The organism is Nonomuraea sp. B5E05 (genome assembly GCF_039880665.1).
Lineage (GTDB): Bacteria > Actinomycetota > Actinomycetes > Streptosporangiales > Streptosporangiaceae > Nonomuraea.
Window position 1 is genome coordinate 1 of the sequence record NZ_JBDPMJ010000005.1, and the last position, 26,402, is coordinate 26,402.

A 26,402-nucleotide genomic window follows, 5' to 3' on the forward strand; every position below is an offset into this window, starting at 1 on the left:
TGTGCCTGAACGTCGAGGTGCTTTCCAGCGACGGCATGTCCATCGAGATGCGTGACACCGACGAGGACGTCTTCCGCGCCGCGGAGGAGCTCGGAATCGACCTGTCCCGGCGCGAGCCGAGCAGCGTGGAAGAAGTCTGAGGGGGAGATCGCACAAATGCTAGACGTCAACTTCTTCGACGAGCTTCGGATCGGGCTGGCGACGGCCGACGACATCCGTCAGTGGTCGCACGGCGAGGTCAAGAAGCCGGAGACCATCAACTACCGCACGCTCAAGCCGGAAAAGGACGGACTCTTCTGCGAGAAGATCTTCGGCCCGACCCGCGACTGGGAGTGCTACTGCGGCAAGTACAAGCGCGTCCGGTTCAAGGGCATCATCTGTGAGCGCTGCGGCGTCGAGGTGACCCGTGCCAAGGTGCGTCGTGAGCGGATGGGCCACATCGAGCTGGCCGCGCCGGTCACGCACATCTGGTACTTCAAGGGCGTTCCGTCGCGCCTCGGCTACCTGCTCGACCTGGCCCCGAAGGACCTGGAGAAGGTCATCTACTTCGCGGCCTACATGATCACGCATGTCGACACCGAGATGCGTGAGCGTGACCTGCCCTCGCTGGAGGCGAAGATCTCCGTCGAGCGGCAGCACATCGAGCAGCGCCGCGACGCCGACGTCGAGACCAGGCAGAAGAAGCTCGAGAGCGACCTGGCCGAGCTCGAGGCCGCCGGCGCCAAGGGCGACCAGCGCCGCAAGGTCCGTGAGGGCGCCGAGCGCGAGATGCGTCAGCTGCGCGACCGCGCCCAGCGCGAGATCGACCGGCTCGACGAGGTCTGGAGCCGCTTCAAGAACCTCAAGGTCCAGGACCTCGAGGGCGACGAGCTGCTCTACCGCGAGATGCGCGACCGCTTCGGCCGCTACTTCAAGGGCGGCATGGGCGCGCAGGCGATCCAGGAGCGCCTGGTCAGCTTCGACCTCGACGCCGAGGCCGAAAACCTGCGCGAGACCATCCGCAGCGGCAAGGGCCAGAAGAAGGCCCGCGCGCTCAAGCGGCTCAAGGTCGTGTCGGCGTTCCTCAACACGACCAACTCGCCGCGCGGCATGGTGCTCGACTGCATTCCGGTCATCCCGCCGGACCTGCGTCCGATGGTGCAGCTCGACGGTGGCCGGTTCGCGACCTCCGACCTCAACGACCTCTACCGCCGGGTCATCAACCGCAACAACCGGCTCAAGCGTCTGCTCGACCTCGGCGCGCCCGAGATCATCGTGAACAACGAGAAGCGGATGCTGCAGGAGGCCGTCGACGCGCTGTTCGACAACGGCCGTCGCGGTCGCCCGGTCACCGGTCCCGGCAACCGTCCGCTGAAGTCCCTGAGCGACATGCTCAAGGGCAAGCAGGGTCGTTTCCGCCAGAACCTGCTGGGCAAGCGCGTCGACTACTCCGGCCGTTCGGTCATCGTCGTCGGCCCGCAGCTCAAGCTGCACCAGTGCGGCCTGCCCAAGCAGATGGCGCTGGAGCTGTTCAAGCCGTTCGTGATGAAGCGGCTGGTCGACCTCAACCACGCCCAGAACATCAAGTCGGCCAAGCGCATGGTCGAGCGGGCGCGTCCCGTGGTGTGGGACGTTCTGGAAGAGGTCATCACCGAGCACCCCGTGCTGCTCAACCGCGCGCCGACGCTCCACCGCCTGGGCATCCAGGCGTTCGAGCCGCAGCTGGTCGAGGGCAAGGCCATCCAGATCCACCCGCTCGTCTGCACCGCGTTCAACGCGGACTTCGACGGCGACCAGATGGCCGTGCACCTGCCGCTGTCGGCTGAGGCCCAGGCCGAGGCACGCATCCTGATGCTCTCGACCAACAACATCCTCAAGCCGGCCGACGGCAAGCCCGTGACGATGCCCACCCAGGACATGGTCATCGGCCTCTACTGGCTGACCACCCAGAAGGACGGCGCGCTGGGCGAGGGCCGCGTGTTCGGCTCGATCGCCGAGGCTCAGATGGCCTTCGACCGCCGCGAGCTGGAGATCCAGGCGAAGATCCAGATCCGGCTGAAGGACGTCCTGCCGCCGCGTGACTGGGTCGCGCCCGAAGGCTGGGAGCAGGGCGACCCGATCCGGCTGGAGACGACGTTCGGGCGGTGCCTGTTCAACCAGACGCTGCCCGACAGCTACCCGTTCGTCGACTTCCAGGTCGGCAAGAAGCAGCTGTCCACGATCGTGAACGAGCTGGCGGAGACCTACCCCAAGATCGAGGTCGCCAACGCGCTCGACGCGCTCAAGGACGCCGGCTTCCGGTGGGCGACGCGCTCCGGCGTCACGATCTCCATCGAGGACGTCGTCGCGCCGCCCAACAAGACCGACATCATGGAGAGCTACGAGCGCCGGGCCGACAAGGTCCAGCGCGAGTACGAGCGCGGTCTGATCACCGACGAGGAGCGCCGTCAGGAGCTCATCGAGATCTGGACGCACGCGACGGCCGACGTCGAGACCGACATGGTCACCGCCTTCCCGGCGACCAACCCGGTCTGGATGATGGTCAACTCCGGCGCCCGCGGTAACAAGATGCAGGTCCGGCAGATCGCCGGCATCCGCGGCCTGGTGTCCAACACCAAGGGTGAGACGATCCCGCGGCCGATCAAGGCCTCGTTCCGCGAGGGCCTGTCGGTGCTGGAATACTTCATCTCCACCCACGGCCAGCGGAAGGGTCTCGCCGACACCGCCCTGCGCACCGCCGACTCGGGCTACCTGACCCGTCGTCTGGTGGACGTCGCCCAGGACGTCATCGTGCGCGAGATCGACTGCGGCACCGACCGCGCCGTCCCGCTGCACGTCGGCGAGCGCGACGCGGCCGGCAACCTGGCCAAGGCCGAGAACGCCGAGTCCAACGTGCACGGCCGCATCCTGGCCGAGGACGTCGAGGTCGACGGCAAGGTCATCGTCCCCGCGGGTGTCGACATCAACGACAACCACGTCGCGGCCCTGGTCGAGGCGGGCGTCGAGACGGTCCGCACCCGCAGCGCGCTCGTCTGCGAGGCCAAGATCGGTGTCTGCGCGACCTGCTACGGCCGCTCGCTGGCCACCGGCAAGCTCGTGGACGTCGGCGAGGCGGTCGGCATCATCGCCGCCCAGTCGATCGGTGAGCCCGGCACGCAGCTGACGATGCGTACGTTCCACACCGGTGGTGTGGCCGGCGCCGACATCACCCACGGTCTGCCCCGTGTCACGGAGCTGTTCGAGGCGCGCATCCCCAAGGGTGTCGCCCCGATCTCCGAGGCCGAGGGCCGGGCTCGCATCGACGAGACCGACAAGACCAGAAAGGTCGTGATCACCCCCGACGACGGCTCGGAGGAGATCGCCTACCCGGTGTCGATGCGCTCGCGCCTGCTCGTGCAGGACGGCCAGCGTGTCACGGTCGGTCAGCAGCTGGTCGCCGGTGCGGTCAACCCCAACGAGGTGCTGCGCATCCTCGGCCCGCGGGCCGTGCAGCTGCACCTGGTGGCGGAGGTCCAGCAGGTCTACCGCTCGCAGGGTGTGTCGATCCACGACAAGCACATCGAGATCATCGTGCGGCAGATGCTCAAGCGCGTGAACGTGCTGGAGTCCGGTGACACCGACCTGCTGCCCGGCGAACTCGTCGAGCGTCCGCGCTTCGAGCAGATGAACCGCGAGACGGTGGCGGAGAGCGGCTCCCCGGCCGCCGGCCGTCCGGTGCTCATGGGCATCACGAAGGCGTCGCTCGCCACCGAGTCGTGGCTGTCGGCGGCCTCCTTCCAGGAGACGACCAGGGTCCTGACGGACGCGGCGATCCACGCCAAGTCCGACTCGCTCCTGGGCCTGAAGGAGAACGTCATCATCGGTAAGCTCATCCCTGCGGGCACCGGCATGCCGCAATACCGCAACATCCGGGTGGAGCCGACCGAAGAGGCCAAGGCGGCCATGTACACCGTCGGCGGTTACGACGGCTCGGCGGCCGACTACACCTTCGGCACCGGCAGCGGCGAGGCCGTGCCGCTGGAGGAATACGACTTCGGCCAGTACAACCGGTGATTCCTTAGTCAACGGCAGCTGAACGCGCCCGGGTTTCCGATCAGGAGACCCGGGCGCTTCGCGTTCGCACCCGCGCGTGTCCGGGGTGGTTTCCGGCTCCTTGCGTTGTCCGGGCCTCGGCGTGGAGGTGGGGCGCGTCGCGGGGCGACCCGCGGGGGCGTGCCGGTGCCCGGCTGGCCACGGAGACGGCCCACAGGGCGCCGTAGCGGTGCTGTGCCACGTGCGGGGTCAGAGGGCGTCTCCCTGGAGGTCCCCAGCCCTGTACGGCGTCTGGGTGACGTCGGCACCGCCGTACCGGAAGGAAGGGGGTTGATCCTGACCCCCGTGCGGGGACGAACACGCCGGTCCGGGGGACGAGAGGGTCTGCGGGCCTATATCATGGTCGCGGAGCTGTAGATGGGCTGGATGAAATAGGCCCCGGCGATCCGGAGTGGCAAGGCTTGTCCGCCTTGTCGCGCCGTTTTGACGTGTCGCATGGGTCTGGGTAGTCTTGGACATCGTGCCCGTCTCTATGCGGGCTCTCGACCGTGCGCTCAATTGCGAGCGTAGGACGGCTTCCTGGCTCGTAATCCTCGCGGACGTGTCTGTGTGAATAGCGCGACACGCCCGAGCGCGGGGGCACCGGGACAGGGAAAGACAGCAGGTCATGACACCGGCAGAACCTGCACATGCACCACAACTGACGTAACACCGGCCAAGGCACGAAACGGAGTGGCAGTGCCCACTATTCAGCAGTTGGTCCGCAAGGGCCGGCAGGACAAGGTCGCCAAGACCAAGACTCCTGCCCTCAAGGGGAGCCCTCAGCGGCGCGGCGTGTGCCAGCGCGTCTACACCACCACCCCGAAGAAGCCCAACTCGGCACTGCGCAAGGTGGCCCGCGTTCGGCTCACGAACGGCATCGAGGTCACGGCCTACATCCCCGGTGTGGGTCACAACCTGCAGGAGCACTCCATCGTGCTCGTGCGTGGCGGTCGTGTGAAGGACCTGCCTGGTGTTCGCTACAAGATCATCCGCGGTTCGCTCGACACCCAGGGTGTCCGCAACCGCAAGCAGGCCCGTAGCCGCTACGGCGCGAAGAAGGAGAAGAGCTAATGCCTCGTAAGGGTTCTCCTGGCCGTCGTCAGCTCATGGCTGACCCGGTTTACAGCTCGCCGCTGGTGACCGCACTGATCAACAAGGTGCTCCTGGACGGCAAGCGCTCCATCGCGCAGTCCATCGTCTACGGCGCCCTCGAGGGCTGCAGGGAGAAGACGGGCAACGACCCGGTCGTCACCCTGAAGCGCGCGCTCGACAACGTCAAGCCCACCCTCGAGGTTCGCAGCCGTCGCGTCGGTGGCGCGACCTACCAGGTGCCGGTCGAGGTGCGCGCGGCGCGCAGCACCACCCTGGCCCTGCGCTGGCTGGTGCAGTACTCCCGCGCCCGCCGCGAGAAGACCATGACCGAGCGCCTCATGAACGAGCTCCTCGACGCCAGCAACGGCCTCGGGGCGAGCGTCAAGAAGCGCGAGGACACGCACAAGATGGCCGAGTCCAACAAGGCCTTCGCTCACTACCGCTGGTAGGCAGCGCGGCGCGCTGGTTGCCGGCCTGGAGCCGTCACCCTGGTGGCGACTCGCCGAAGGACAACCGTAGGCCCTTGCAACTGAGGGGGCGGGGAAGCTTGCTTCCCCGCGGATAAACGACCGTAGGCCCTAGCAGTTGTAGGGGGCGTGCGGAGGGCCCAGCCCTCCGCAGGAGAGGACGCGAGAGAAGTGGCCACCACGACCGCTCTTGACCTGGCCAAGGTCCGCAACATCGGGATCATGGCCCATATCGACGCGGGCAAGACCACCACGACTGAGCGCATCCTGTTCTACACCGGCATCAACTACAAGCTCGGTGAAGTCCACGAGGGCGCAGCCACGATGGACTGGATGGAGCAGGAGCAGGAGCGCGGCATCACGATCACGTCCGCCGCGACGACCTGTGAGTGGCTCAGTCACACCATCAACATCATTGACACCCCTGGGCACGTCGACTTCACCATCGAGGTGGAGCGTTCGCTGCGTGTCCTCGACGGCGCCGTCGCCGTGTTCGACGGTGTCGCCGGTGTCGAGCCGCAGTCAGAGACGGTGTGGCGACAGGCGGACCGCTACAACGTCCCGCGCATCTGTTTCGTCAACAAGATGGACCGTGTCGGCGCCGAGTTCCACCGCTGCGTCGACATGATGATCAGTCGTCTGGGCGCCACCCCGGCCGTCATCCAGCTCCCCTGGGGCGTTGAGGCCGACTTCAAGGGCGTCATCGACCTCATCACGATGAAGGCCCTCATCTGGAGCGCCGAGGCGGCCAAGGGCGAGATGTACGACACCGTCGACATCCCGGCCGACCACGCCGAGGCCGCCCGTGAGTGGCGCGACAAGCTGGTCGAGACCGTCGCCGAGAACGACGACGAGCTGATGGAGCTCTTCCTCGAGGGCACCGAGCCCACCGAGGAGCAGCTGGTCGCGGCCCTGCGCCGCGCGACGCTGTCGAGCGCCATCAACCCGGTCCTGTGTGGCACCGCGTTCAAGAACAAGGGCGTGCAGCCCCTGCTCGACGCGATCGTCGCCTACCTCCCCGCCCCGACCGACATCCCGGCCTTCAGTGGCCACGCGGTCGGCAACGAGGAGAAGGTCATCGAGCGGCACGCGGACCCGACCGAGCCGTTCTCGGCCCTGGCCTTCAAGATCGCCAGCGACCCGCACCTGGGCAAGATCACCTACCTCCGCATCTACTCGGGCACGCTCGAGGCCGGTTCACAGGTCGTCAACTCTGTGAAGGGCAAGAAGGAGCGGATCGGCAAGATCTACCAGATGCACGCCAACAAGCGCGAGGAGCGCCCGTCGGCGATCGCCGGCCAGATCGTCGCGGTCATGGGTCTGAAGGACACCACGACCGGCGACACCCTGTCCGACCCGGCGAACCAGGTCGTGCTCGAGTCGATGACGTTCCCGGCTCCGGTCATCAACGTCGCCATCGAGCCCAAGACCAAGGGCGACCAGGAGAAGCTGTCCACCGCCATCCAGCGGCTGGCCGAGGAGGACCCGTCCTTCCAGGTCCGCCGTGACGAGGAGACCGGTCAGACGGTCATCTGGGGCATGGGCGAGCTGCACCTGGAGGTGCTTGTCGACCGCATGCGGCGCGAGTTCAAGGTCGAGGCCAACGTGGGCCGCCCGCAGGTGGCCTACCGCGAGACCATCCGCCGCAAGATCGAGAAGGTCGACTACACCCACAAGAAGCAGACCGGTGGTTCCGGTCAGTTCGCGCGGGTGATCATCAACCTCGAGCCGCTGGGCGAAGGCAACGACGGCTACGAGTTCGAGAACAAGGTCACCGGTGGCCGCGTCCCGAGGGAGTACATCCCGTCGGTCGACGCCGGCGCCCAGGAGGCCGCCGAGTTCGGCGTGCTGGCCGGTTACCCGATGGTCGGCGTGAAGGTTACGCTGACCGACGGCGCCGCCCACGACGTCGACTCCTCGGAGATGGCCTTCAAGATCGCCGGATCCATGGCCTTCAAGGAGGCCGCGCGCAAGGCGGACGCCGTGCTTCTCGAGCCGATGATGGCCGTCGAGGTCACCACGCCCGAGGACTACATGGGTGACGTCATCGGTGACCTCAACGGTCGCCGCGGGCAGATCCAGGCGATGGACGAGCGGGCCGGCGCCCGTGTCGTCGAGGCGCTCGTGCCGCTGTCTGAGATGTTCGGCTACGTGGGTGACCTGCGTAGCAAGACGCAGGGGCGCGCGAGCTACAGCATGCAGTTCGACTCCTACGCGGAGGTGCCCCCGGGCATCGCCAAGGAGATCGTCGCGAAGGCCCGGGGCGAATAACCCCTGGTCCCGAGGCGGTTGAGGCGGCGGAGATCGTCGCCCCGCTGCCGAGGGGCCCGGGGCGAACAGTTCCTGGGCCGGTCCCTCCGGGGGCCGATCCAGGAACTGCGTCCTGGTCCCTGGCAGGGTGGTGAGAGCCACCCCGCCGCCAAGGGGTTCGGGAGTTCCCGGGCCCAAGTGTGCAGACGAAAGTCAGTCAGATTCTCAAGGAGAGAACCAGTGGGCAAGGCCAAGTTCGAGCGGAACAAGCCGCACATGAACATCGGCACCATTGGGCATATCGACCACGGTAAGACCACACTGACCGCGGCGATCACCAAGGTGCTCCACGACCGTTACCCCGAGCTGAACGCCGCGACGCCGTTCGACAAGATCGACAAGGCGCCGGAGGAGAAGGCTCGCGGCATCACGATCTCGATCGCGCACGTCGAGTACCAGACGGAGAAGCGTCACTACGCGCACGTTGACTGCCCGGGTCACGCCGACTACGTCAAGAACATGATCACCGGTGCCGCTCAGATGGACGGCGCCATCCTCGTGGTCGCCGCCACCGACGGCCCGATGCCGCAGACGAAGGAGCACGTCCTCCTGGCCCGCCAGGTCGGCGTCCCCTACATCGTCGTGGCCCTCAACAAGTCCGACATGGTCGACGACGAGGAGATCCTGGAGCTGGTCGAGCTCGAGGTTCGTGAGCTTCTCTCCGCTCAGGAGTTCCCCGGCGACGACCTGCCCGTCGTCCGCGTCTCCGCGCTCAAGGCTCTCGAGGGCGACGAGAAGTGGGCCGACAGCATCGTCGAGCTGATGAACGCGGTCGACGAGAACGTCCCCGAGCCCCCGCGTGAGACGGACAAGCCGTTCCTCATGCCGGTCGAGGACGTCTTCTCGATCACCGGCCGCGGCACGGTCGTCACCGGCCGTATCGAGCGCGGCATCGTCAAGGTCAACGAGCAGGTCGACATCGTCGGCATCAAGCCGGAGAAGACGACCACCACCGTCACCAGCATCGAGATGTTCAACAAGATGCTCGACGAGGGTCACGCCGGCGACAACGCCGCGCTGCTGCTCCGCGGCATCAAGCGCGACGACGTCGAGCGCGGCCAGTGCATCATCAAGCCGGGCACGACCACCCCGCACACCGAGTTCACCGGCCAGGTCTACATCCTGTCCAAGGACGAGGGCGGCCGCCACACGCCGTTCTTCAACAACTACCGTCCGCAGTTCTACTTCCGTACGACTGACGTGACCGGTGTGGTGAACCTCCCCGAGGGCACCGAGATGGTCATGCCGGGCGACAACACCGAGATGCGCGTTGAGCTGATCCAGCCCATCGCCATGGAGGAAGGCCTCAAGTTCGCGATCCGTGAGGGTGGCCGCACCGTCGGCGCCGGTCGGGTCGTCAAGGTCATCAAGTAGCTTGACCGCTGGGGCGGCGGTCGGCCCCGGATTCGGGACCGACCGCCGCGCCACGTCGCAGACTCCGCGCAAAAAGCGCCGTGATCCAGCAGTAGCTTCGGCCCAGTGACCGAAGTCACTGCCGGATCACGGAAGAAAAAGGCAGATCGACTCGTCTGCCTCGTGGGGTCACGCAGGTCCTGACCTGCAGTGAAGGAAGCGGCACAAGGCCGCACGATACTTTTCCAGACGACAGCGAAGGACACCGAGGCCACTATGGCGGGACAGAAGATCCGCATCCGGCTTAAGGCCTATGACCACGAGGTCATCGACAGCTCGGCCAAGAAGATCGTCGAGACGGTGACGCGGACTGGCGCGAAGGTCGCAGGCCCGGTGCCGCTGCCGACCGAGAAGAACGTGTACTGCGTCATCCGCTCGCCGCACAAGTACAAGGACAGCCGCGAGCACTTCGAGATGCGCACGCACAAGCGGCTGATTGACATCATCGACCCGACCCCCAAGACGGTCGACTCGCTCATGCGACTCGACCTCCCCGCGGGTGTCGACATTTCGATCAAGCTCTGAGGGAACGCACTGACATGGCTAAGACGATCAAGGGCGTCCTGGGCAAGAAGCTCGGCATGACCCAGGTCTTCGACGCGGACAACCGGATGGTGCCGGTGACCGTGGTCGAGGCCGGTCCGTGCGTGGTGACCCGCGTCCGCACTCCGGAGAAGGACGGCTACTCCGCCGTCCAGCTCGGCTTCGGGCAGGTCGACCCACGGAAGGTCAACAAGCCGCTCGGCGACTACCTGCGTAAGCACGACATCACCCCGCGCCGTTACTTCGCGGAGATCCGCACCGACGACGCGAACGACTACACCCTGGGCCAGGAGCTGCTGGCCGACACCTTCGAAGCGGGCCAGTTCGTCGACGTGACGGGCAAGAGCAAGGGCAAGGGCTTCGCCGGTGTCATGAAGCGGCACGGCTTCGGTGGTCTGGGCGCGTCGCACGGTACGCAGCGCAAGCACCGTTCGCCGGGTTCCATCGGTGGCTGCGCCACCCCGGGCCGCGTTTTCAAGGGTCTGCGCATGGCTGGCCGGATGGGTAACGTCCGCACCACTGTGCAGAGCCTGAAGGTTCACTCCGTGGACGCCGAGAAGGGTCTCATCCTGATCAAGGGTGCGATCCCCGGCGCCAACGGAAGCCTCGTCCTCGTCCGCACCGCTGCCAAGAAGGGGGCTGCGAAGTGACAAGCATTGACGTCCTCGACGCCAGCGGTGCCAAGGCCGGCACGGTCGACCTGCCCGAAGACATCTTCGGCGCCAAGGTCAACGTTCCGCTGATCCACCAGGTGGTCGTGGCCCAGCTCGCCGCTCGCCGGCAGGGCACCCACAAGGCCAAGACCCGTGGCGAGGTCTCCGGCGGCGGCAAGAAGCCGTACCGCCAGAAGGGCACCGGCCGGGCCCGCCAGGGTTCGACCCGCGCTCCGCAGTTCGCCGGCGGTGGCATCGTCCACGGACCGGTGCCGCGCGACTACTCGCAGCGCACGCCCAAGAAGATGAAGGCCGCCGCGCTGCGTGGCGCCCTGTCCGACCGGGCCGGTGGTGGCCGCGTGCACGTGGTCAGCTCGCTGGTCTCGGGCGAGACGCCCAAGACCAAGGCCGCCCTGGACGCCCTGCGCAAGATCACCCAGGCTCCCCGCGTCCTCGTCGTGGTCGACGAGAACGACGAGCTGACCTGGCTGAGCCTGCGCAACGCTCCCGAGGTCCACCTGCTGGACGCCGGGCAGCTCAACACCTACGACGTGCTCGTGCACGACGACGTGGTCTTCACCCAGGAGGCGTACGACCAGGTCGTGGCGCGGCTGAGTGGCGGGAAGGAAGACGCCTGATGGAGAAGATCGCCGACCCGCGCGACATCATCATCAAGCCGGTGGTCTCTGAGAAGAGCTACGGCCTGATCGACGAGAACAACAAGTACACGTTCCTGGTGAAGAAGACCGCGAACAAGACTCAGGTCAAGATCGCCGTTGAGCAGATCTTCGGGGTCAAGGTCACCAGCGTGAACACCATCAACCGGCAGGGCAAGCGCAAGCGCACCCGCACCGGTTATGGCAAGCGTCCCGACACCAAGCGCGCGATCGTGAGCCTGGTCGAAGGCGATCGGATCGACATCTTCGGTCAGATCGGCTGACCTGCGGGGGGCTTGGCCCCCCGCATTCCCCCCGTGTCGCCTTCGGGCGGCAAAGTCTTTGGGGGCTTTGCACGATTGAATGATCCAGAACCCTCTGGATTCTGGATTCCGACGAAGGATGAACGAAAAAGATGGGCATCCGTAAGTACAAGCCGACGACCCCGGGTCGCCGCGGGTCGAGTGTCTCGGACTTCTCCGAGATCACCCGCAGCACGCCCGAGAAGTCGTTGCTTGCGCCCCTTCACAGTAAGGGCGGCCGCAACGTACACGGCCGGGTCACCGCTCGCCACCAGGGCGGCGGTCACAAGCGCGCCTACCGGATCATCGACTTCCGTAGGCATGACAAGGACGGCATTCCGGCCAAGGTCGCTCACATCGAGTACGATCCCAACCGCACCGCCAATATCGCTCTGCTCCACTACGCCGATGGCGAGAAGCGCTACATCATCGCGCCGACCGGCCTCAAGCAGGGCGACCGCATCGAGAACGGGCCCTCGGCCGACATCAAGCCGGGCAACTGCCTGCCGCTGCGCAACATCCCGACCGGTACCTTCATCCACGCGGTGGAGCTCCGTCCGGGTGGTGGCGCCAAGCTGGGCCGTTCCGCGGGCGCCCAGATCCAGCTGCTCGCCAAGGAAGGTCAGTACGCCACGCTGCGTATGCCGTCCGGCGAGATGCGCATGGTCGACGTGCGCTGCCGGGCCTCGGTGGGCCAGGTGGGCAACGCCGAGCAGGCCAACATCAACTGGGGCAAGGCCGGCCGTATGCGATGGAAGGGCAAGCGCCCCACCGTTCGCGGTGTCGCCATGAACCCGGTCGACCACCCGCACGGTGGTGGTGAGGGCAAGACCTCCGGTGGTCGCCACCCGGTGAACCCGAAGGGCAAGCCCGAGGGCCGCACCCGCCAGGCCAACAAGGCCAGCGACCGGCTGATCATCCGTCGGCGGAGCAAGAGGAAGAAGCGGTAGGAGCAGCCGAAATGCCACGTAGCCTAAAGAAGGGTCCCTTCGTGGACGACCACCTTCAGAAGAAGGTGGACGCCCAGAACGAGAAGGGCAGCAAGAACGTCATCAAGACGTGGTCGCGGCGCTCCATGATCGTTCCCGACATGCTCGGGCACACGATCGCCGTACACGACGGCCGCAAGCACGTCCCGGTGTTCATCACCGAGTCGATGATCGGTCACAAGCTCGGAGAGTTCGCTCCCACGCGTACGTTCCGCAGCCACGTCAAGGAAGACCGCCGCAGTCGGCGGTAAGCGTCCCGGAAGTAGGAGAAAGCGATGGAAGCCAGGGCTCAGGCGCGGTTCGTCCGTGTCACGCCCCTAAAGGCCCGCCGCGTGGTGGACCTTATTCGCGGGCTGCCCGCTTCGGAGGCGCAGGCCGTGCTGCAGTTCGCTCCCCAGTCGGCGAGCGAGCCGATCTTCAAGGTGCTCAGCAGCGCCATGGCCAACGCTGAGCACAACTTCGATCTCGACCCCAGCACGCTCGTCGTGAGCCGCGCGTGGGTCGACGAGGGCCCGACGCTGAAGCGGTTCCGTCCGCGCGCACAGGGTCGTGCCTATCGGATCAACAAGCGGACGAGCCACATCACCGTGATCGTGGAGTCCCGCGAGCCGAAGGGAAGGACCCGATAGTGGGCCAGAAGGTTAACCCGCACGGGTTCCGCCTCGGCATCACGACCGACTTCAAGAGCCGGTGGTACGCCGACAAGCTGTACAAGTCGTACGTCGCCGAGGACGTGTCGATCCGCCGCATGCTGCAGAAGGGCATGGAGCGGGCCGGCATCTCCAAGGTGGAGATCGAGCGCACCACCGACCGCGTGCAGGTGGACATCCACACCGCGCGGCCCGGCATCGTGATCGGCCGGCGCGGAGCCGAGGCGGACCGCATCCGCGGCGACCTGGAGAAGCTGACCAAGAAGCAGGTCCAGCTCAACATTCTCGAGGTCAAGAACCCGGAGATCGACGCCCAGCTCGTCGCGCAGGGCGTCGCCGAGCAGCTGTCGAGCCGTGTCTCGTTCCGCCGTGCCATGCGCAAGGCGATGCAGTCGGCCATGAAGTCCGGCGCCAAGGGCATCCGTGTCCAGTGCTCCGGCCGTCTGGGCGGCGCCGAGATGTCGCGGTCGGAGTTCTACCGCGAGGGCCGCGTGCCGCTGCACACCCTCCGCGCGGACATCGACTACGGCTTCTACGAGGCCCGTACGACCTTCGGCCGCATCGGCGTGAAGGTCTGGATCTACAAGGGCGAGGCTCCGACGAGCCGCGCTGAGCGCGAGGCGGCCGCCGCAGGCGCTCGTGCCGGCCAGCGTCGTGACCGTGACGACCGTCGTGGTGGCGGCGACCGTCCGCGCCGTGGTGGCGGTGACCGTCCGCGTCGTGGCGGTGGTCGTGGCGACCGTGACCGCGCCCCCCGCACCGAGTCCCAAGCGGCACCCGCCCAGGGGACTCCCGAGACCGGCCCGGCTGCGCAGCCGGGTGCTGAAGGGAGCTGACCATGCTGATCCCGCGCAGGGTCAAGCACCGCAAGCAGCACCGGCCCGACCGCAGCGGCGCCGCCAAGGGCGGCACGAGGGTCGTGTTCGGCGAGTTCGGCATCCAGGCGATTGAGCACTCCTACGTGACCAACCGCCAGATCGAGTCCGCCCGTATCGCCATGACCCGTCACATCCGCCGTGGCGGCAAGGTGTGGATCAACATCTACCCCGACCGTCCGCTCACGAAGAAGCCGGCCGAGACCCGCATGGGTTCCGGTAAGGGCTCGCCGGAGTGGTGGGTGGCCAACGTCAAGCCCGGACGCGTGATGTTCGAGCTGTCGGGCGTGACGGAGTCGGTCGCTCGCGAGGCGCTTCAGCGTGCGATCCACAAGCTGCCTATGAAGTGCAAGATCGTTAAGCGTGAAGTGGGTGAGGCCTGATGTTCGCTTCGCGAACCACAAGCTGCCGATGCTGCGCTTACTCAACATGCAAGAGCGTAAAGCGTGAAGTGGGTGAGGCGTGATGGCTAAGGGCCTGACCGCCGGAGAGCTGCGGCTCGAGGACGAGGAGACCCTCGTCCAGAAGCTGAAGGAGGCGAAGGAAGAGCTGTTCAACCTTCGTTTCCAGTCGGCTACCGGTCAGTTGGAGAGCCACGGGCGGCTGCGGGCCGTCCGCCGCGAGATCGCCCGTATCTACACCGTGATGCGCGAGCGCGAGCTCGGCATCGTCACGGTCGAGAAGGAGACGAGCGATGGCTGAGACCGAGACCACTGAGACCACGGAAACGAAGGACGCGCGGCACTTCCGCAAGGTCCGTGAGGGCCTCGTCGTCAGCGACAAGATGGACAAGACCGTCGTCGTCGCCGTCGAGGACCGCGTCAAGCACCGCCTGTACGGCAAGGTCATCCGCCGTACGACGAAGTACAAGGCACACGATGAGGCCAACGCCTGTGGCGTGGGCGACCGCGTGCTGCTCATGGAGACCCGCCCCCTCTCCGCCACCAAGCGGTGGAGGGTCGTGGAGATCCTCGAGAAGGCGAAGTAACACTCCTTCTCGGATATACCGCGCCTCGTGGGGGCTCTCGTGGCCCCCATGACGGCGTCCAAGGACGCGGGGCCGCCAGGCCTCGCGTCGCCTGCGGTGCGGCCCTCCACGGAGGGCTGTGGCCGGAGGAACAAGACAACAGCAGGTTCCGCCAGGCTCACGCGGAAGCTCGCTTCCGCGGCCTCGTGATGGGCGTGCGAAGCACGATCCGGTGGTCACGGGATTTCTTCCCGCGACTTCCATGGAGAGCGTGCGGAGCACCATCTGGGGATCGCGGGGGGCGGCGCCCCCGCGTGAGAACCGGCGCGACTAACAGGAGTGAAAGTGATCCAGCAGGAGTCGCGGCTCAAGGTCGCCGACAACACGGGTGCCAAGGAGATCCTCTGCATCCGTGTTCTCGGTGGCTCGGGCCGACGCTACGCCGGTATCGGCGACATCATCGTCGCCACTGTCAAGGACGCGCTGCCCGGCAGCACGGGCGTCAAGAAGGGCGACGTGGTCCGGGCCGTGATCGTCCGCACGGTCAAGGAGCGCCGCCGGCCCGACGGCTCCTACATCCGGTTCGACGAGAACGCCGCCGTCATCATCAGGGAAAGCGGCGACCCTCGTGGCACCCGTATCTTCGGCCCGGTCGGCCGCGAGCTGCGCGACAAGAAGTTCATGCGCATCATCTCGCTCGCCCCGGAGGTGCTGTAATGCCGAAGCTGCATGTGAAGAAGGGTGACCTGGTCCAGGTCATCGCCGGCAAGGACAAGGGTGCCAAGGGTCATGTCATCGCCACCTTCCCGCGCGAGGACCGCGTGGTGGTCGAGGGCGTCAACATGATCAAGAAGCACACCAAGGAGACCCACCAGGGCCCGCGCGGCGCCAAGACCGGCGGCGTGCAGACCATGGAGGCTTCCATCCACGTGAGCAACGTGAAGAAGCTCAAGGACGACAAGCCCGCCGACAAGAAGCCCGCCGAGGAGAAGTCCGAGGCCAAGGCCGACGAGACGGGTGAGGACAGCTGATGACTGCCACGACCACTGAGACAGAGCGCCCGACGCCACGACTGAAGACGAAGTACCGCGAGGAGATCGCGGCCCAGCTTCGCGAGCAGTTCGGCATCGAGAACGTCATGCAGATCCCGGGCCTGACCAAGATCAAGGTCAACATGGGTGTCGGTGAGGCGGCTCGTGACTCCAAGCTCATCGAAGGCGCCGTCCGCGACCTCACCGTGATCACCGGCCAGAAGCCGGCCGTCGTCCGGGCGCGCAAGTCGATCGCGCAGTTCAAGCTGCGCGAGGGCATGCCGATCGGCGCGCACGTCACGCTGCGCGGCGACCGCATGTGGGAGTTCCTCGACCGGCTGCTGTCCCTCGCGCTGCCGCGCATCAGGGACTTCCGCGGCCTGTCGCCGAAGCAGTTCGACGGCAACGGCAACTACACGTTCGGTCTGACCGAGCAGGTCATGTTCCACGAGGTCGACCAGGACAAGGTCGACCGGCCGCGGGGCATGGACATCACGATCGTGACCACCGCGAAGAACGACGACCAGGGCCGGGCGCTGCTGAAGCTCCTCGGGTTCCCCTTCAAGGAGGCCTGATCATGGCGAAGAAGTCGCTGATCGCCAAGGCAGGGCGCAAGCCGAAGTTCCAGGTCCGGGCGTACACTCGTTGCTCGCGCTGTGGCCGGCCGCGCGCCGTCTACCGCAAGTTCGGGCTGTGCCGCGTGTGCTTCCGCGAGATGGCGCACCGGGGCGAGCTGCCCGGCATCACCAAGTCGAGCTGGTAGTCCCGACGAGCGGATTTTCCGTCGGATAACCTGTGGGCGGCCTTCGTGCCGCCCGCGGGTGACCGCCCGCCTCCCATATTTCCGAAGAAGACCAGGATGTTCCCTCACGGGAATGTCCATGACCACGCCGAAGGTCCACCGGCAGAGAGCCCCGGGTCACGGGTGCTGCTTGGCCGACTGGAAACCGCGGCGAGGAAGGCCACTGGCCATGACGATGACCGACCCGATCGCAGACATGCTCACACGTCTGCGCAATGCGAATTCGGCGTACCACGAGAGCGTGGCGATGCCGTACTCGAAGATCAAGGCGCACATCGCCGAGATCCTCCAGCAGGAGGGTTACATCCAGGCTTGGACCGTCGAAGACGCCAAGGTGGGCAAGAACCTCGTGGTGGAGCTCAAGTTCGGGCCTACCCGTGAGCGGTCGCTCGCGGGCCTGCGCCGGGTTTCCAAGCCCGGTCTGCGGGTTTATGCGAAGAAGGACAACCTGCCTCGGGTCCTGGGGGGGCTGGGCGTCGCGATCATCTCGACGTCCGCCGGCCTCATGACCGACAAGCAGGCCGGCAAGCGTGGTGTGGGCGGGGAAGTCCTCGCCTACGTCTGGTAGAGGGGAGGAACACAGCATGTCACGAATCGGACGGCTGCCCATCCCTGTGCCGAGCGGCGTAGACATCACGATCAACGGCCAGGATGTCCAGGTCAAGGGCCCGAAGGGCACGCTCACTCACACGGTCGCCGAGCCCATCGCGGTCGCTCGTGACGAGGACGGCAGCATCGCCGTCTCCCGGCCCAGTGACGAGAACAAGGTCCGTGCGCTGCACGGCCTGTCCAGGACGCTCATCGCCAACATGGTGCAGGGCGTCACCCAGGGCTACTCCAAGAGCCTTGAGATCGTCGGGGTCGGTTACCGCGTCCAGGCCAAGGGCCCGACGCAACTGGAGTTCTCCCTGGGCTTCAGTCACCCGGTCATCGTCGACGCCCCCGATGGCGTCTCCTTCCGCGTCGAGAAGCCGACCCTGTTCCACGTGGACGGCATCGACAAGCAGAAGGTGGGCGAGGTCGCGGCCAACATCCGCAAGTTGCGCAAGCCTGACCCGTACAAGGGCAAGGGCGTGCGCTACCAGGGCGAACAGATCCGCCGCAAGGTCGGAAAGGCTGGTAAGTAGGCATGGCTCCGAAGACTGCGTTCAGCAAGCACACGGCTGCCCGCACGGTCTCGCGGGCCCGCCGTCACCGCCGCGTCCGCAAGTACGTCGTCGGCACGAGCGAGCGTCCGCGCCTGGTCGTCAACCGCTCGACCCGTCACATGTTCGTCCAGATCGTGGACGACACCGTCGGCCACACGCTGGTGAGCGCGTCCACCATGGACGTCTCGCTGCGCTCGCTGGAGGCGGACAAGACCGAGAAGGCCAAGAAGGTCGGCGAGCTCCTCGCTCAGCGGGCCAAGGACGCCGGGATCACCAAGGTCGTCTTCGACCGCGGTGGCAACCGGTATGCGGGTCGGATCGCGGCGCTGGCCGACAGCGCGCGCGAGAGCGGGCTCGAGTTCTGATGAGGGCCCGGGGATCGCAACTAATGGCAACTGAGATGAGGAACCACTGATGGCTGCAGCTCCGCGTCGCGGTGGCGGCACCGGTGGCGAGCGGCGGGACCGTCGTGACGATCGCCGCGGTGGCGCCGCCGACAAGGGCGTCTCGTACATCGAGCGCGTAGTGAAGATCAACCGAGTGGCCAAGGTCGTGAAGGGTGGTCGTCGCTTCAGCTTCACCGCCCTCGTCGTCGTCGGCGACGGCAACGGCATGGTCGGCGTCGGCTACGGCAAGGCCAAGGAAGTGCCCGCGGCCATCGCCAAGGGTGTCGAAGAGGCCAAGAAGCACTTCTTCAAGGTGCCTCGGATCCAGGGCACCATCCCGCACACCGTGCAGGGCGAGGAGGCGGCTGGCGTCGTCTTCCTCCGTCCGGCCTCGGCCGGTACCGGCGTCATCGCCGGTGGCCCGGTGCGTGCGGTCCTGGAGTGCGCCGGCATCCACGACGTGCTGTCCAAGTCGCTCGGCTCGGACAACCCGATCAACATCGTGCACGCCACCGTGGCGGCTCTGAAGGGCCTCTCGCGCCCCGAGGAGATCGCTGCCCGCCGTGGCCTGCCGATCGAGGACGTGGCCCCGGCCCGCATGCTCAAGGCGCAGCGTGAGGGCCTCGCCGAGGCCGCGGCCACCAAGGCGGTGAGCTAGTCGTGGCACGCCTGAAGATCACTCAGGTTCGCTCGAAGATCGGTGGCAAGCAGAACCAGCGTGACTCGCTGCGTTCGCTTGGCCTGAAGCGAATCGGCGACGTCGTCGTCAAGGAGGACCGCCCCGAAATTCGCGGGATGGTCTCCGTGGTGACGCACCTCGTCGAGGTGGAAGAGGTCGATTGACGTGACTGACAGCTCCAACAACGCTGCTCCGCTCAAGATCCACGACCTGCGTCCTGCCCCTGGTGCCAACAAGGCCAAGACCCGCAAGGGTCGCGGCGAGGCGTCCAAGGGCAAGACGGCCGGTCGGGGCACGAAGGGCAGCCACGCCCGCACGACGGTCCCCCTCGGTTTCGAGGGTGGCCAGGTGCCGCTGCAGCGGCGTCTGCCGAAGCTCAAGGGCTTCTCCAACGCGCTGTTCAAGACGACCTACCAGGTCGTCAACCTGGACAGGCTCGGCGAGCTGTTCCCCGAGGGTGGCGAGGTCACCGTCGAGGCGCTGGTCGCCAAGGGCGCCGTTCGCAAGAACCAGCTGGTGAAGGTGCTCGGCACCGGCGAGATCTCGGTCGCGGTCAACGTGCAGGCCCACGCCTTCTCGTCGTCCGCGAAGGAGAAGATCGCCGCAGCCGGTGGTTCCGTTACCGAGCTGTAAGAGCTATTACGTGGCGTGGGGGCTTTGACAATGGGCCCCCACGCCCGTAGTGCGTTAGAGTTCGCCAGACGGCAGGATTCTGTCCGGCTCGTTTGACCTGAGACTTTCAGATGGCAGATCCCCGCACCATCGCATACTCACACCGCCGTAAAGGCGCGCAGGAGGGACCGTGCTGACCGCGTTTACCCGGGCGTTCCGGACACCGGACCTGCGCAAGAAGTTGCTCTTCACCCTGGGCATCATCGCGCTGTTCCGTCTCGGCTCGGTTCTTCCGACTCCGGGAGTCCACGTCGAGAACCTCGCCGCCTGTTTCGACCAGGCGCGCAGTGGAGAAACCGGCAACATCTACGGGATGGTGCAGCTGTTCAGCGGCGGCGCGCTCCTGAAGTTGTCGGTGTTCGCGCTGGGCATCATGCCTTATATCACCGCGAGCATCATTCTGCAGCTGCTCGTCGTGGTGATCCCGCGCCTCGAGGCGCTCAAGAAGGAAGGCCAGGCCGGTCAGACGAAGATCACGCAGTACACGCGTTATCTGACCATCGGGCTCGCCGTCCTGCAGTCGACCGCCTTCATCGCGCTGGCGCGCACCGGCCAGTTGTTCCCCAACTGTCAGCAGGACGTCCTGCTCGACCCGGACAACATCTTCGGCATCGTCACGATGGTCGTGATCATGACGGCCGGCACCTCAGTGATCATGTGGCTCGGTGAGCTCATCACCGACCGCGGCGTCGGCAACGGCATGTCCATCCTGATCTTCACCCAGATCGTGGCGGTCTTCCCCTCCGAGCTCGCCAACATCTTCCAGGCCAACAAGTTCACCTTCGCGATCGTCATGGTGGTCGGCGTCTTCATGATCGCCGCGGTGGTCTTCGTCGAGCAGGGGCAGCGGCGCATCCCGGTCCAGTACGCCAAGCGGATGGTCGGCCGCAGGATGTACGGCGGCACGTCCACCTACATCCCGCTCAAGGTCAACCAGGCCGGCATCATCCCGGTCATCTTCGCGTCCTCGCTGCTCTATCTGCCGCAGCTGCTCACGTCGCTGTTCCAGACCAGCGACAACGTGGTCATCCAGTGGATCTCGCAGAACCTCGCGACGGGCGACACGCCGATCTACATGGCCACGTTCTTCCTGTTGATCGTTTTCTTCACCTACTTCTACGTGTCCATCACGTTCAACCCCACTGAAGTCGCCGACAACATGAAGAAGTACGGTGGTTTCATTCCGGGCATCCGCCCCGGCCGTCCGACGGCTGAATACCTGAACTTCGTGCTCACCCGTCTGACCGCGCCCGGCGCGCTCTATCTGGGTCTGATCTCCATGGTCCCGATCGTCGCGCTGGCGATTGCCGGTGCGAGCCAGAACTTCCCGTTCGGAGGGACGAGCATTCTGATCATGGTAGGCGTCGGCCTTGACACGGTGAAGCAGATCGAGAGCCAGCTGCAGCAGCGTAACTACGAAGGTTTCCTGAGGTAGTGCGTCTCGTTCTGGTCGGGCCCCCCGGAGCGGGTAAGGGGACACAGGCCCAGTACATCGCATCCAACCTGTCCATCCCGAAGATCTCGACAGGTGACATTTTCCGTGCCAACGTCTCGGGGGGCACGGACCTCGGCAAGCTGGCCAAGACGTACATGGACCGCGGGGACCTGGTGCCCGACGAGGTCACCATCGCCATGGTGCGTGACCGGCTGTCCGAGGACGACGCGCAGGACGGCTTCTTGCTCGACGGGTTTCCGAGGAACGTCGCGCAGGCCGAGATCCTGCGCGACATGCTCAAAGACTGGGGCCAGGCGCTGGACCTCGTTCTCGAGCTCGTCGTGGACGACGACGAGGTGGTCAGGCGGCTGGCCGGCCGGCGCACCTGCAGCCAGTGCGGCCGCATCTGGCACGTCGAGTTCGACGACAAGAAGGACGACAAGTGCGACGCGTGCGGGGGCGCGTTGTTCCAGCGTGACGACGACAAAGAGGAGACCGTCAGGCACCGCCTGGAGGTCTATCAGGAGCAGACGGCGCCTCTGGTCTCCTACTACGCGGACGAGGGCATCCTGGTCGGTGTGGACGCCACGGGCCCGGTCGAAGAGGTCACGCAGCGAGCCATGGACGCGATCAGGCCGTATATGGGCTGAGTTCCACTATCAACCGATTTGGGCGAGGTGGCACGGGATTCCGTGCCACCTCGCGGCTATTGTGGGGGAATTGGGCTCCCAGGTGGCCCGTTGAGACCCAGGGGGGCAGTACATGTTCAAGCGCAACCGGCACGGAATCCAGATCAAGTCGGCCGAGCAGCTCGAGAAGATGCGGGCGGCGGGCCTGGTGGTGGGTCGCACGCTCGACCTGCTCTGGCGCTCTGTCGAGCCCGGCATGACACCCCTGGACCTCGACGTGATCGCCGAGAAGGCGATCAGGGACGAGGGCGCGATCCCGTCGTTCAAGGGATACCAGGGTTTCCCCGCGACGATCTGCGCGTCGGTCAACGAGGAAGTGGTCCACGGCATCCCGACGAACGCCCGCAAGCTGCGCGAGGGCGACGTCATCTCGATCGACTGCGGCGCGATCCTCGAGGGCTGGCACGGCGACTCGGCCGTGACGGTGCCGATCGGCGAGGTCGACCCCAAGCTGACGGAGCTGATGCGTGTCACGGAGGAGGCCATGTGGCGCGGCATCGGCGCGCTGACCGTCGGCCGCCACCTGTCGGACATCGGCTACGAGGTCGAGCGGTACGTCAGGTCGCAGGGCCGCTACGGCATCCCCCAGGAGTACGGCGGCCACGGCATCGGCACCGAGATGCACATGGACCCGTGGATCGCCAACCACGGCAAGCCCGGCCGGGGCCCGGCGCTCGAAGAGGGCATGTGTCTGGCCATCGAGCCCATGGTCAACCTGGGCACCGACCGCACCCGTGTGCTGTCCGACGACTGGACCGTGGTGACCGTCGATGGCAAGCAGTCCGCGCACTTCGAACACAGCGTCGCGGTGACACATAATGGTCCTTGGGTGCTTACCGCCCTAGATGGGGGCAAAGAGCGCCTGACCCAGCTGGGATTCTGACCGGGAGTGGTGGGATGGCGAAGAGCCCCGAGATGCGAGCGTCCGACGCCGACCGCGACCGGGTGGCCGCCATCCTGCGCGAGCACACGGCGCAGGGCCGCCTCACGATGGAGGAGTTCAACGAGCGGCTCGAGCAGCTCTACCAGACCAAGACGTACGGCGAGCTGGCCCGGCTGACCTCCGACCTGCCCGACGTCGACCTGCGCAACCGCCCGGCCAAGGTCGAATCCAAGTCCGTCAAGAAGAGCGCGCATCCCGGCCTGGTGGCGGCCTGGCAGACGTGGGCCGTGGCCAGCGGCATCAACTGGGTGATCTGGCTCATCGTGAGCATCACCTCGAGTGACCTGGTCTATCCGTGGCCGCTGTGGGTCATGGGCCCGTGGGGAGTGGTCCTGCTCATGAGCACCATCTTCGGCGCCTCCAAACCCAAGACGGAATAGGGCCCAGCGTCGGCAAGATCGGGCGTGGCGGGCCCCAGGCGCTGGGAAGTACGATGCGGCTGGCTGGTTGCCTCCACCGTAAGGAAAGCCTGACATGCCGCCTCGCCTTCAGCTGACCTCCGTGACCGTCGGCACGTCGAAGCCGCGCGAGCTCGCCCGCTTCTACGCCCGGCTGCTCGAGTACGAGGTGGTCGAGGAGGAGGGGCCCGGCCCCGATGAGCCCGAGCACGCGGCTTGGCTACTGCTCCGGCCGCCGGCGGGCGGAAGCGGCCCGGCGGTGGGCTTCGAGTACGAGCGCTCCTACGTCCGCCCGGTGTGGCCGAGCGAGCCTGGAGCCCAGAACGCCTCCCAGCACCTCGACATCAAGGTCGACGACCTGCCCACGGCCGTGGAATGGGCGCTGGCCTGCGGGGCGGTCGAGGCGGCGTACCAACCGCAGGCGGACGTGCGCGTGATGCTGGATCCGGACGGGCATCCTTTCTGTCTCTACCTCTGAAGAGCAAACAGACTGTTACCAAACCCGATATGTCGCTTTTGATTGGGTAGCTGGAAGACCTCCCGCACTTTGGAGGCAAGCGACATGGGATGGAGCTATCGAAAGTCGATCAAGTTCGGGCCGTTCCGGCTGAACCTGTCCCGCCGCGGGGTGGGGCACAGCTGGGGCAACCGGCTGTTCCGGGTGACCCGCACGGCCGACGGACGCCGTACGGTCTCGGTCAACCTGCCCGGCGGCTTCCACTGGCGCAAGACCCGCAGCACTCGCTGATGAGTGGGGATACGGACGGGCCGGAGGCGCCGAGCCTCCGGCCCGATCCCCTGCGTATTCGGGCGGGCCTGCTCAAACCGTTCGCGAGATGGGCGGAGCGCGTGCGGCTCCGGCTAGGCGGGCTCGGGCGCGGCAAACGTGGGGTACACTGGCAGATGGTTGTGTCAGGACACCTGGCACGCATTTCGCGTTCTGGGCTCAGGTGTCGTACACTCCTAAATCGGCTCACTATGACCTACACGCGTCGGCGGTCTTTGCCGATCGCCGCTCTCTTCGAAGCGTGAGGTCGCGGCTGCTTAGTGAACCGGAGCCTCAGACGATCGATCAGTGAAACGCGAGGAATTTTGGCCAAGAAAGACGGCGCCATCGAGATCGAGGGCACTGTGGTCGAGTCGCTCCCGAACGCCATGTTCCGGGTGCAGCTCGACAACGGCCATAAGGTCCTGGCCCACATCAGCGGACGGATGCGGATGCACTACATCCGGATTCTGCCGGACGACCGGGTTGTTGTTGAACTGAGCCCCTACGACCTGACTCGTGGGCGGATCGTCTACCGATACAAGTAAGACGTCTGAGGAACACAAAGGACAATGAAGGTAAAGCCGAGCGTCAAAAAGATCTGCGACAAGTGCAAGGTGATTCGCCGGCACGGTCGCGTCATGGTGATCTGCGACAACCTGCGCCACAAGCAGCGCCAGGGCTAGTCGCCGCAAGGCTTCTCCGAGTCCGCCCCGTCAGGGAGCGGGCTCGACGCATGAGAAGCCTGAGTCAGTAATCGCGTGTCACACCCGGGCAGGCGGGCCTTTCACGAAAGGTTCGAACCACTCGGGAGACCCCCGGTCGGAGGCCGGGGCCCTCACCCCGGGCATTGGGGAGGGGCAGTGAGGCGCTAGACCTCCGCCACACAAGAAGGAGAATGCCCGCCATGGCTCGCCTGGTTGGCGTCGACCTCCCCCGCGACAAGCGGCTGGAGATCGCTCTCACCTACATTTACGGAATCGGCCGCACCCGCGCCCAGGAGATTCTCCAGGCCACCGGGGTCAGCGGCGACCTCCGCGTCCACCAGCTCTCCGACACCGAGCTCGTCCCGATGCGTGACTACATCGAGGCGAACTACAAGATCGAGGGTGACCTGCGCCGCGAGGTTCAGGCCGACATCCGTCGCAAGATCGAAATCGGTTGTTACCAGGGCATCCGGCACCGCAAGGGCCTGCCGGTCCACGGTCAGCGCACGCAGACCAACGCGCGCACCCGTAAGGGCAAGAAGAAGACCGTCGCCGGCAAGAAGAAGCCCGGTAAGAAGTAGTCCTCGCAGCCGCGGGACCGAAGACCTCAGGAGTTATGGCAAACAATGCCTCCTAAGAGCCGCCAGGGTGCGCCGAAGAAGGTGCGCCGCAAGGAAAAGAAGAACGTCGCTCACGGGCACGCCCACATCAAGAGCACGTTCAACAACACGATCGTCTCGATCACTGACCCGCTGGGCAACGTGATCTCCTGGGCCAGCGCCGGCCACGTGGGTTTCAAGGGCTCCCGGAAGTCCACCCCGTTCGCCGCGCAGATGGCCGCGGAAAACGCCGCTCGCCGCGCCATGGAGCACGGCATGCGCAAGGTCGACGTCTTCGTCAAGGGTCCCGGCTCCGGCCGCGAGACCGCGATCCGCTCGCTGCAGGCCACCGGCCTCGAGGTGGGCTCGATCCAGGACGTGACGCCGGTCCCGCACAACGGTTGCCGTCCGCCGAAGCGCCGCCGCGTCTGACATTCCAGGAGATATAGAGAAATGGCTCGTTACACGGGCGCGGACTGCAAGCTCTGCCGTCGCGAGAAGACCAAGCTCTTCCTCAAGGGCAGCAAGTGCGAGTCCGCCAAGTGCCCCATCGAGATCCGTCCTTACCCGCCGGGTGAGCACGGCCGAGGCCGTCCGAAGGACACCGAGTACCAGCTTCAGCTTCGCGAGAAGCAGAAGACCCGCCGCATCTACGGCGTCCTCGAGAAGCAGTTCCACAACTACTACGAGGAAGCCGCCCGCAAGAGCGGCAAGTCGGGTGAGGTGCTGCTCCAGATCCTGGAGAGCCGCCTCGACAACGTCGTCTACCGCGCCGGGTTCGCCCAGTCGCGTGACGCCGCCCGCCAGCAGGTGCGTCACGGCCACATCATGGTGAACGGCAAGAAGGTCGACATCCCGTCCTACCGCGTTCGCGAGCACGACATCATCGAGGTCCGCGAGACCAAGCGCAACCTGCTGCCCTACGAGGTGGCCCGCGCCACCGCCGGCGAGCGCACGATTCCCGCGTGGCTCGGCGTCGTGCCCGACAAGCTCCGCGTCCTGATTCACCAGCTGCCGGTTCGCCAGCAGATCGACACCCAGGTCCAGGAGCAGCTGATCGTCGAGTACTACTCGAAGTAGTCACTCGCCTGTCCGGCCCGGATACGCATCGCTGCCGTCGCGAGCACCTCGCGGCGGCGCGTACCCGGGCTAGGCTGTTCATCGGAGTGGCGTCATA

37 protein-coding genes are annotated in these 26,402 nt (G+C 66.2%); all 37 read left to right on the plus strand.

What is annotated here, in order from left to right; all coding sequences use genetic code 11:
- The first annotated feature begins 156 nt into the window (after positions 1-156).
- Positions 157-4,032, plus strand: coding sequence for a DNA-directed RNA polymerase subunit beta' (locus ABGB01_RS10960; protein WP_347772933.1), 3,876 nt, complete (start codon positions 157-159; stop codon positions 4,030-4,032).
- 717 nt (positions 4,033-4,749) lie between these two features.
- On the plus strand, positions 4,750-5,124 hold the full coding sequence (rpsL, locus tag ABGB01_RS10965; RefSeq protein WP_043623420.1) for a 30S ribosomal protein S12: 375 nt from the start codon (positions 4,750-4,752) through the stop codon (positions 5,122-5,124).
- Complete coding sequence (gene rpsG / locus ABGB01_RS10970) at positions 5,124-5,594, plus strand: 30S ribosomal protein S7 (protein WP_020542314.1); 471 nt, start codon at positions 5,124-5,126, stop codon at positions 5,592-5,594. The genes rpsL and rpsG overlap by 1 nt, the downstream gene beginning before the upstream one ends.
- Positions 5,595-5,783: 189 nt before the next feature.
- Positions 5,784-7,883 carry an elongation factor G gene (gene fusA / locus ABGB01_RS10975; protein ID WP_347772936.1) on the plus strand — a complete coding sequence of 700 codons (2,100 nt, stop codon included), beginning with the start codon at positions 5,784-5,786 and terminating at the stop codon, positions 7,881-7,883.
- Between the two features lie 219 nt (positions 7,884-8,102).
- Entirely contained in the window at positions 8,103-9,296 is a 1,194-nt protein-coding gene (gene tuf / locus ABGB01_RS10980; RefSeq protein WP_347772938.1) for an elongation factor Tu, read from the plus strand.
- Between the two features lie 255 nt (positions 9,297-9,551).
- A complete protein-coding gene (gene rpsJ / locus ABGB01_RS10985) occupies positions 9,552-9,860 on the plus strand; it encodes a 30S ribosomal protein S10 (protein ID WP_012887830.1) in 309 nt (102 codons plus the stop codon).
- Positions 9,861-9,874: 14 nt separating this feature from the next.
- The gene (rplC, locus tag ABGB01_RS10990; RefSeq protein ID WP_132336998.1) at positions 9,875-10,528 is read left to right on the plus strand and encodes a 50S ribosomal protein L3; all 654 of its coding nucleotides are present in this window, start codon (positions 9,875-9,877) and stop codon (positions 10,526-10,528) included.
- A complete protein-coding gene (gene rplD, locus ABGB01_RS10995; RefSeq protein WP_347772940.1) occupies positions 10,525-11,169 on the plus strand; it encodes a 50S ribosomal protein L4 in 645 nt (214 codons plus the stop codon). Before rplC ends, rplD begins: the two co-directional genes overlap by 4 nt.
- Positions 11,169-11,471, plus strand: coding sequence for a 50S ribosomal protein L23 (rplW, locus tag ABGB01_RS11000; RefSeq protein ID WP_080043238.1), 303 nt, complete (start codon positions 11,169-11,171; stop codon positions 11,469-11,471). Before rplD ends, rplW begins: the two co-directional genes overlap by 1 nt.
- A 131-nt stretch (positions 11,472-11,602) precedes the next feature.
- Positions 11,603-12,439: a 50S ribosomal protein L2 gene (rplB, locus tag ABGB01_RS11005; protein WP_132509668.1), complete on the plus strand. Its 837-nt coding sequence runs from the start codon at positions 11,603-11,605 to the stop codon at positions 12,437-12,439.
- 11 nt (positions 12,440-12,450) lie between these two features.
- Entirely contained in the window at positions 12,451-12,729 is a 279-nt protein-coding gene (gene rpsS / locus ABGB01_RS11010) for a 30S ribosomal protein S19 (RefSeq protein WP_090930455.1), read from the plus strand.
- Positions 12,730-12,753: 24 nt separating this feature from the next.
- Entirely contained in the window at positions 12,754-13,107 is a 354-nt protein-coding gene (gene rplV / locus ABGB01_RS11015) for a 50S ribosomal protein L22 (protein WP_132599484.1), read from the plus strand.
- Positions 13,107-13,964 carry a 30S ribosomal protein S3 gene (rpsC, locus tag ABGB01_RS11020; protein WP_132599487.1) on the plus strand — a complete coding sequence of 286 codons (858 nt, stop codon included), beginning with the start codon at positions 13,107-13,109 and terminating at the stop codon, positions 13,962-13,964. Before rplV ends, rpsC begins: the two co-directional genes overlap by 1 nt.
- A gap of 2 nt (positions 13,965-13,966) precedes the next feature.
- Positions 13,967-14,386, plus strand: a complete 420-nt coding sequence (gene rplP, locus ABGB01_RS11025; RefSeq protein WP_347616789.1) for a 50S ribosomal protein L16 — start codon at positions 13,967-13,969, stop codon at positions 14,384-14,386.
- A gap of 82 nt (positions 14,387-14,468) precedes the next feature.
- Positions 14,469-14,705 carry a 50S ribosomal protein L29 gene (gene rpmC, locus ABGB01_RS11030; RefSeq protein WP_132337013.1) on the plus strand — a complete coding sequence of 79 codons (237 nt, stop codon included), beginning with the start codon at positions 14,469-14,471 and terminating at the stop codon, positions 14,703-14,705.
- Entirely contained in the window at positions 14,698-14,991 is a 294-nt protein-coding gene (gene rpsQ, locus ABGB01_RS11035) for a 30S ribosomal protein S17 (protein ID WP_132509671.1), read from the plus strand. The genes rpmC and rpsQ overlap by 8 nt, the downstream gene beginning before the upstream one ends.
- A 324-nt stretch (positions 14,992-15,315) precedes the next feature.
- Entirely contained in the window at positions 15,316-15,687 is a 372-nt protein-coding gene (gene rplN / locus ABGB01_RS11040) for a 50S ribosomal protein L14 (protein WP_347616788.1), read from the plus strand.
- An 8-nt stretch (positions 15,688-15,695) separates the two neighbouring features.
- Positions 15,696-16,001 carry a 50S ribosomal protein L24 gene (rplX, locus tag ABGB01_RS11045; RefSeq protein ID WP_347617702.1) on the plus strand — a complete coding sequence of 102 codons (306 nt, stop codon included), beginning with the start codon at positions 15,696-15,698 and terminating at the stop codon, positions 15,999-16,001.
- A complete protein-coding gene (gene rplE / locus ABGB01_RS11050; RefSeq protein ID WP_132509674.1) occupies positions 16,001-16,576 on the plus strand; it encodes a 50S ribosomal protein L5 in 576 nt (191 codons plus the stop codon). The genes rplX and rplE overlap by 1 nt, the downstream gene beginning before the upstream one ends.
- A 2-nt stretch (positions 16,577-16,578) precedes the next feature.
- Positions 16,579-16,764 carry a type Z 30S ribosomal protein S14 gene (locus ABGB01_RS11055; protein ID WP_132337023.1) on the plus strand — a complete coding sequence of 62 codons (186 nt, stop codon included), beginning with the start codon at positions 16,579-16,581 and terminating at the stop codon, positions 16,762-16,764.
- Between the two features lie 208 nt (positions 16,765-16,972).
- Entirely contained in the window at positions 16,973-17,371 is a 399-nt protein-coding gene (rpsH, locus tag ABGB01_RS11060) for a 30S ribosomal protein S8 (RefSeq protein ID WP_132509675.1), read from the plus strand.
- 16 nt (positions 17,372-17,387) lie between these two features.
- A complete protein-coding gene (gene rplF / locus ABGB01_RS11065) occupies positions 17,388-17,930 on the plus strand; it encodes a 50S ribosomal protein L6 (protein ID WP_347616787.1) in 543 nt (180 codons plus the stop codon).
- 2 nt (positions 17,931-17,932) lie between these two features.
- On the plus strand, positions 17,933-18,316 hold the full coding sequence (rplR, locus tag ABGB01_RS11070) for a 50S ribosomal protein L18 (RefSeq protein WP_347772946.1): 384 nt from the start codon (positions 17,933-17,935) through the stop codon (positions 18,314-18,316).
- 49 nt (positions 18,317-18,365) lie between these two features.
- The gene (gene rpsE / locus ABGB01_RS11075) at positions 18,366-18,995 is read left to right on the plus strand and encodes a 30S ribosomal protein S5 (protein WP_347772948.1); all 630 of its coding nucleotides are present in this window, start codon (positions 18,366-18,368) and stop codon (positions 18,993-18,995) included.
- 2 nt (positions 18,996-18,997) lie between these two features.
- Positions 18,998-19,180, plus strand: a complete 183-nt coding sequence (gene rpmD, locus ABGB01_RS11080) for a 50S ribosomal protein L30 (RefSeq protein WP_080043226.1) — start codon at positions 18,998-19,000, stop codon at positions 19,178-19,180.
- A gap of 1 nt (position 19,181) precedes the next feature.
- Positions 19,182-19,649, plus strand: coding sequence for a 50S ribosomal protein L15 (rplO, locus tag ABGB01_RS11085; protein ID WP_132509680.1), 468 nt, complete (start codon positions 19,182-19,184; stop codon positions 19,647-19,649).
- A gap of 169 nt (positions 19,650-19,818) precedes the next feature.
- The gene (gene secY, locus ABGB01_RS11090; RefSeq protein ID WP_347772951.1) at positions 19,819-21,123 is read left to right on the plus strand and encodes a preprotein translocase subunit SecY; all 1,305 of its coding nucleotides are present in this window, start codon (positions 19,819-19,821) and stop codon (positions 21,121-21,123) included.
- Positions 21,123-21,773: an adenylate kinase gene (locus tag ABGB01_RS11095; RefSeq protein WP_347772953.1), complete on the plus strand. Its 651-nt coding sequence runs from the start codon at positions 21,123-21,125 to the stop codon at positions 21,771-21,773. The genes secY and ABGB01_RS11095 overlap by 1 nt, the downstream gene beginning before the upstream one ends.
- Positions 21,774-21,885: 112 nt before the next feature.
- Positions 21,886-22,695 carry a type I methionyl aminopeptidase gene (gene map / locus ABGB01_RS11100; RefSeq protein WP_347772955.1) on the plus strand — a complete coding sequence of 270 codons (810 nt, stop codon included), beginning with the start codon at positions 21,886-21,888 and terminating at the stop codon, positions 22,693-22,695.
- A 14-nt stretch (positions 22,696-22,709) separates the two neighbouring features.
- Positions 22,710-23,135: a DUF1707 domain-containing protein gene (locus ABGB01_RS11105; protein ID WP_347772957.1), complete on the plus strand. Its 426-nt coding sequence runs from the start codon at positions 22,710-22,712 to the stop codon at positions 23,133-23,135.
- 94 nt (positions 23,136-23,229) lie between these two features.
- A complete protein-coding gene (locus ABGB01_RS11110) occupies positions 23,230-23,631 on the plus strand; it encodes a VOC family protein (RefSeq protein WP_347772959.1) in 402 nt (133 codons plus the stop codon).
- Positions 23,632-23,715: 84 nt separating this feature from the next.
- Entirely contained in the window at positions 23,716-23,901 is a 186-nt protein-coding gene (locus tag ABGB01_RS11115; protein WP_347646486.1) for a DUF4236 domain-containing protein, read from the plus strand.
- A gap of 344 nt (positions 23,902-24,245) precedes the next feature.
- On the plus strand, positions 24,246-24,467 hold the full coding sequence (infA, locus tag ABGB01_RS11120; RefSeq protein ID WP_030451477.1) for a translation initiation factor IF-1: 222 nt from the start codon (positions 24,246-24,248) through the stop codon (positions 24,465-24,467).
- A 24-nt stretch (positions 24,468-24,491) separates the two neighbouring features.
- Positions 24,492-24,605, plus strand: coding sequence for a 50S ribosomal protein L36 (rpmJ, locus tag ABGB01_RS11125; RefSeq protein ID WP_003956441.1), 114 nt, complete (start codon positions 24,492-24,494; stop codon positions 24,603-24,605).
- Positions 24,606-24,826: 221 nt separating this feature from the next.
- Complete coding sequence (gene rpsM / locus ABGB01_RS11130) at positions 24,827-25,207, plus strand: 30S ribosomal protein S13 (protein ID WP_132617274.1); 381 nt, start codon at positions 24,827-24,829, stop codon at positions 25,205-25,207.
- Between the two features lie 45 nt (positions 25,208-25,252).
- Entirely contained in the window at positions 25,253-25,657 is a 405-nt protein-coding gene (rpsK, locus tag ABGB01_RS11135) for a 30S ribosomal protein S11 (RefSeq protein WP_132337049.1), read from the plus strand.
- A gap of 21 nt (positions 25,658-25,678) precedes the next feature.
- The gene (rpsD, locus tag ABGB01_RS11140) at positions 25,679-26,305 is read left to right on the plus strand and encodes a 30S ribosomal protein S4 (RefSeq protein ID WP_347772964.1); all 627 of its coding nucleotides are present in this window, start codon (positions 25,679-25,681) and stop codon (positions 26,303-26,305) included.
- Positions 26,306-26,402 lie beyond the last annotated feature (97 nt).

Bases quoted from the DNA above. Each gene is read 5' to 3' on its own strand.
- rpsE (WP_347772948.1), top strand. From the start codon at position 18,366: ATGGCTGCAGCTCCGCGTCGCGGTGGCGGCACCGGTGGCGAGCGGCGG.
- rpsK (WP_132337049.1), top strand. From the start codon at position 25,253: ATGCCTCCTAAGAGCCGCCAGGGTGCGCCGAAGAAGGTGCGCCGCAAG.
- rplE (WP_132509674.1), top strand. From the start codon at position 16,001: ATGACTGCCACGACCACTGAGACAGAGCGCCCGACGCCACGACTGAAG.
- ABGB01_RS11110 (WP_347772959.1), top strand. From the start codon at position 23,230: ATGCCGCCTCGCCTTCAGCTGACCTCCGTGACCGTCGGCACGTCGAAG.
- rplC (WP_132336998.1), top strand. From the start codon at position 9,875: ATGGCTAAGACGATCAAGGGCGTCCTGGGCAAGAAGCTCGGCATGACC.
- rpmJ (WP_003956441.1), top strand. From the start codon at position 24,492: ATGAAGGTAAAGCCGAGCGTCAAAAAGATCTGCGACAAGTGCAAGGTG.
- rplF (WP_347616787.1), top strand. From the start codon at position 17,388: ATGTCACGAATCGGACGGCTGCCCATCCCTGTGCCGAGCGGCGTAGAC.
- rplP (WP_347616789.1), top strand. From the start codon at position 13,967: ATGCTGATCCCGCGCAGGGTCAAGCACCGCAAGCAGCACCGGCCCGAC.
- rplB (WP_132509668.1), top strand. From the start codon at position 11,603: ATGGGCATCCGTAAGTACAAGCCGACGACCCCGGGTCGCCGCGGGTCG.
- rpsH (WP_132509675.1), top strand. From the start codon at position 16,973: ATGACGATGACCGACCCGATCGCAGACATGCTCACACGTCTGCGCAAT.
- ABGB01_RS11055 (WP_132337023.1), top strand. From the start codon at position 16,579: ATGGCGAAGAAGTCGCTGATCGCCAAGGCAGGGCGCAAGCCGAAGTTC.
- rpsQ (WP_132509671.1), top strand. From the start codon at position 14,698: ATGGCTGAGACCGAGACCACTGAGACCACGGAAACGAAGGACGCGCGG.
- rpmC (WP_132337013.1), top strand. From the start codon at position 14,469: ATGGCTAAGGGCCTGACCGCCGGAGAGCTGCGGCTCGAGGACGAGGAG.
- rplW (WP_080043238.1), top strand. From the start codon at position 11,169: ATGGAGAAGATCGCCGACCCGCGCGACATCATCATCAAGCCGGTGGTC.
- rplV (WP_132599484.1), top strand. From the start codon at position 12,754: ATGGAAGCCAGGGCTCAGGCGCGGTTCGTCCGTGTCACGCCCCTAAAG.
- rplR (WP_347772946.1), top strand. From the start codon at position 17,933: ATGGCTCCGAAGACTGCGTTCAGCAAGCACACGGCTGCCCGCACGGTC.
- rpsD (WP_347772964.1), top strand. From the start codon at position 25,679: ATGGCTCGTTACACGGGCGCGGACTGCAAGCTCTGCCGTCGCGAGAAG.
- map (WP_347772955.1), top strand. From the start codon at position 21,886: ATGTTCAAGCGCAACCGGCACGGAATCCAGATCAAGTCGGCCGAGCAG.
- ABGB01_RS11105 (WP_347772957.1), top strand. From the start codon at position 22,710: ATGGCGAAGAGCCCCGAGATGCGAGCGTCCGACGCCGACCGCGACCGG.
- rpsM (WP_132617274.1), top strand. From the start codon at position 24,827: ATGGCTCGCCTGGTTGGCGTCGACCTCCCCCGCGACAAGCGGCTGGAG.
- rpsS (WP_090930455.1), top strand. From the start codon at position 12,451: ATGCCACGTAGCCTAAAGAAGGGTCCCTTCGTGGACGACCACCTTCAG.
- rpsG (WP_020542314.1), top strand. From the start codon at position 5,124: ATGCCTCGTAAGGGTTCTCCTGGCCGTCGTCAGCTCATGGCTGACCCG.
- ABGB01_RS11115 (WP_347646486.1), top strand. From the start codon at position 23,716: ATGGGATGGAGCTATCGAAAGTCGATCAAGTTCGGGCCGTTCCGGCTG.
- ABGB01_RS10960 (WP_347772933.1), top strand. From the start codon at position 157: ATGCTAGACGTCAACTTCTTCGACGAGCTTCGGATCGGGCTGGCGACG.
- rpsJ (WP_012887830.1), top strand. From the start codon at position 9,552: ATGGCGGGACAGAAGATCCGCATCCGGCTTAAGGCCTATGACCACGAG.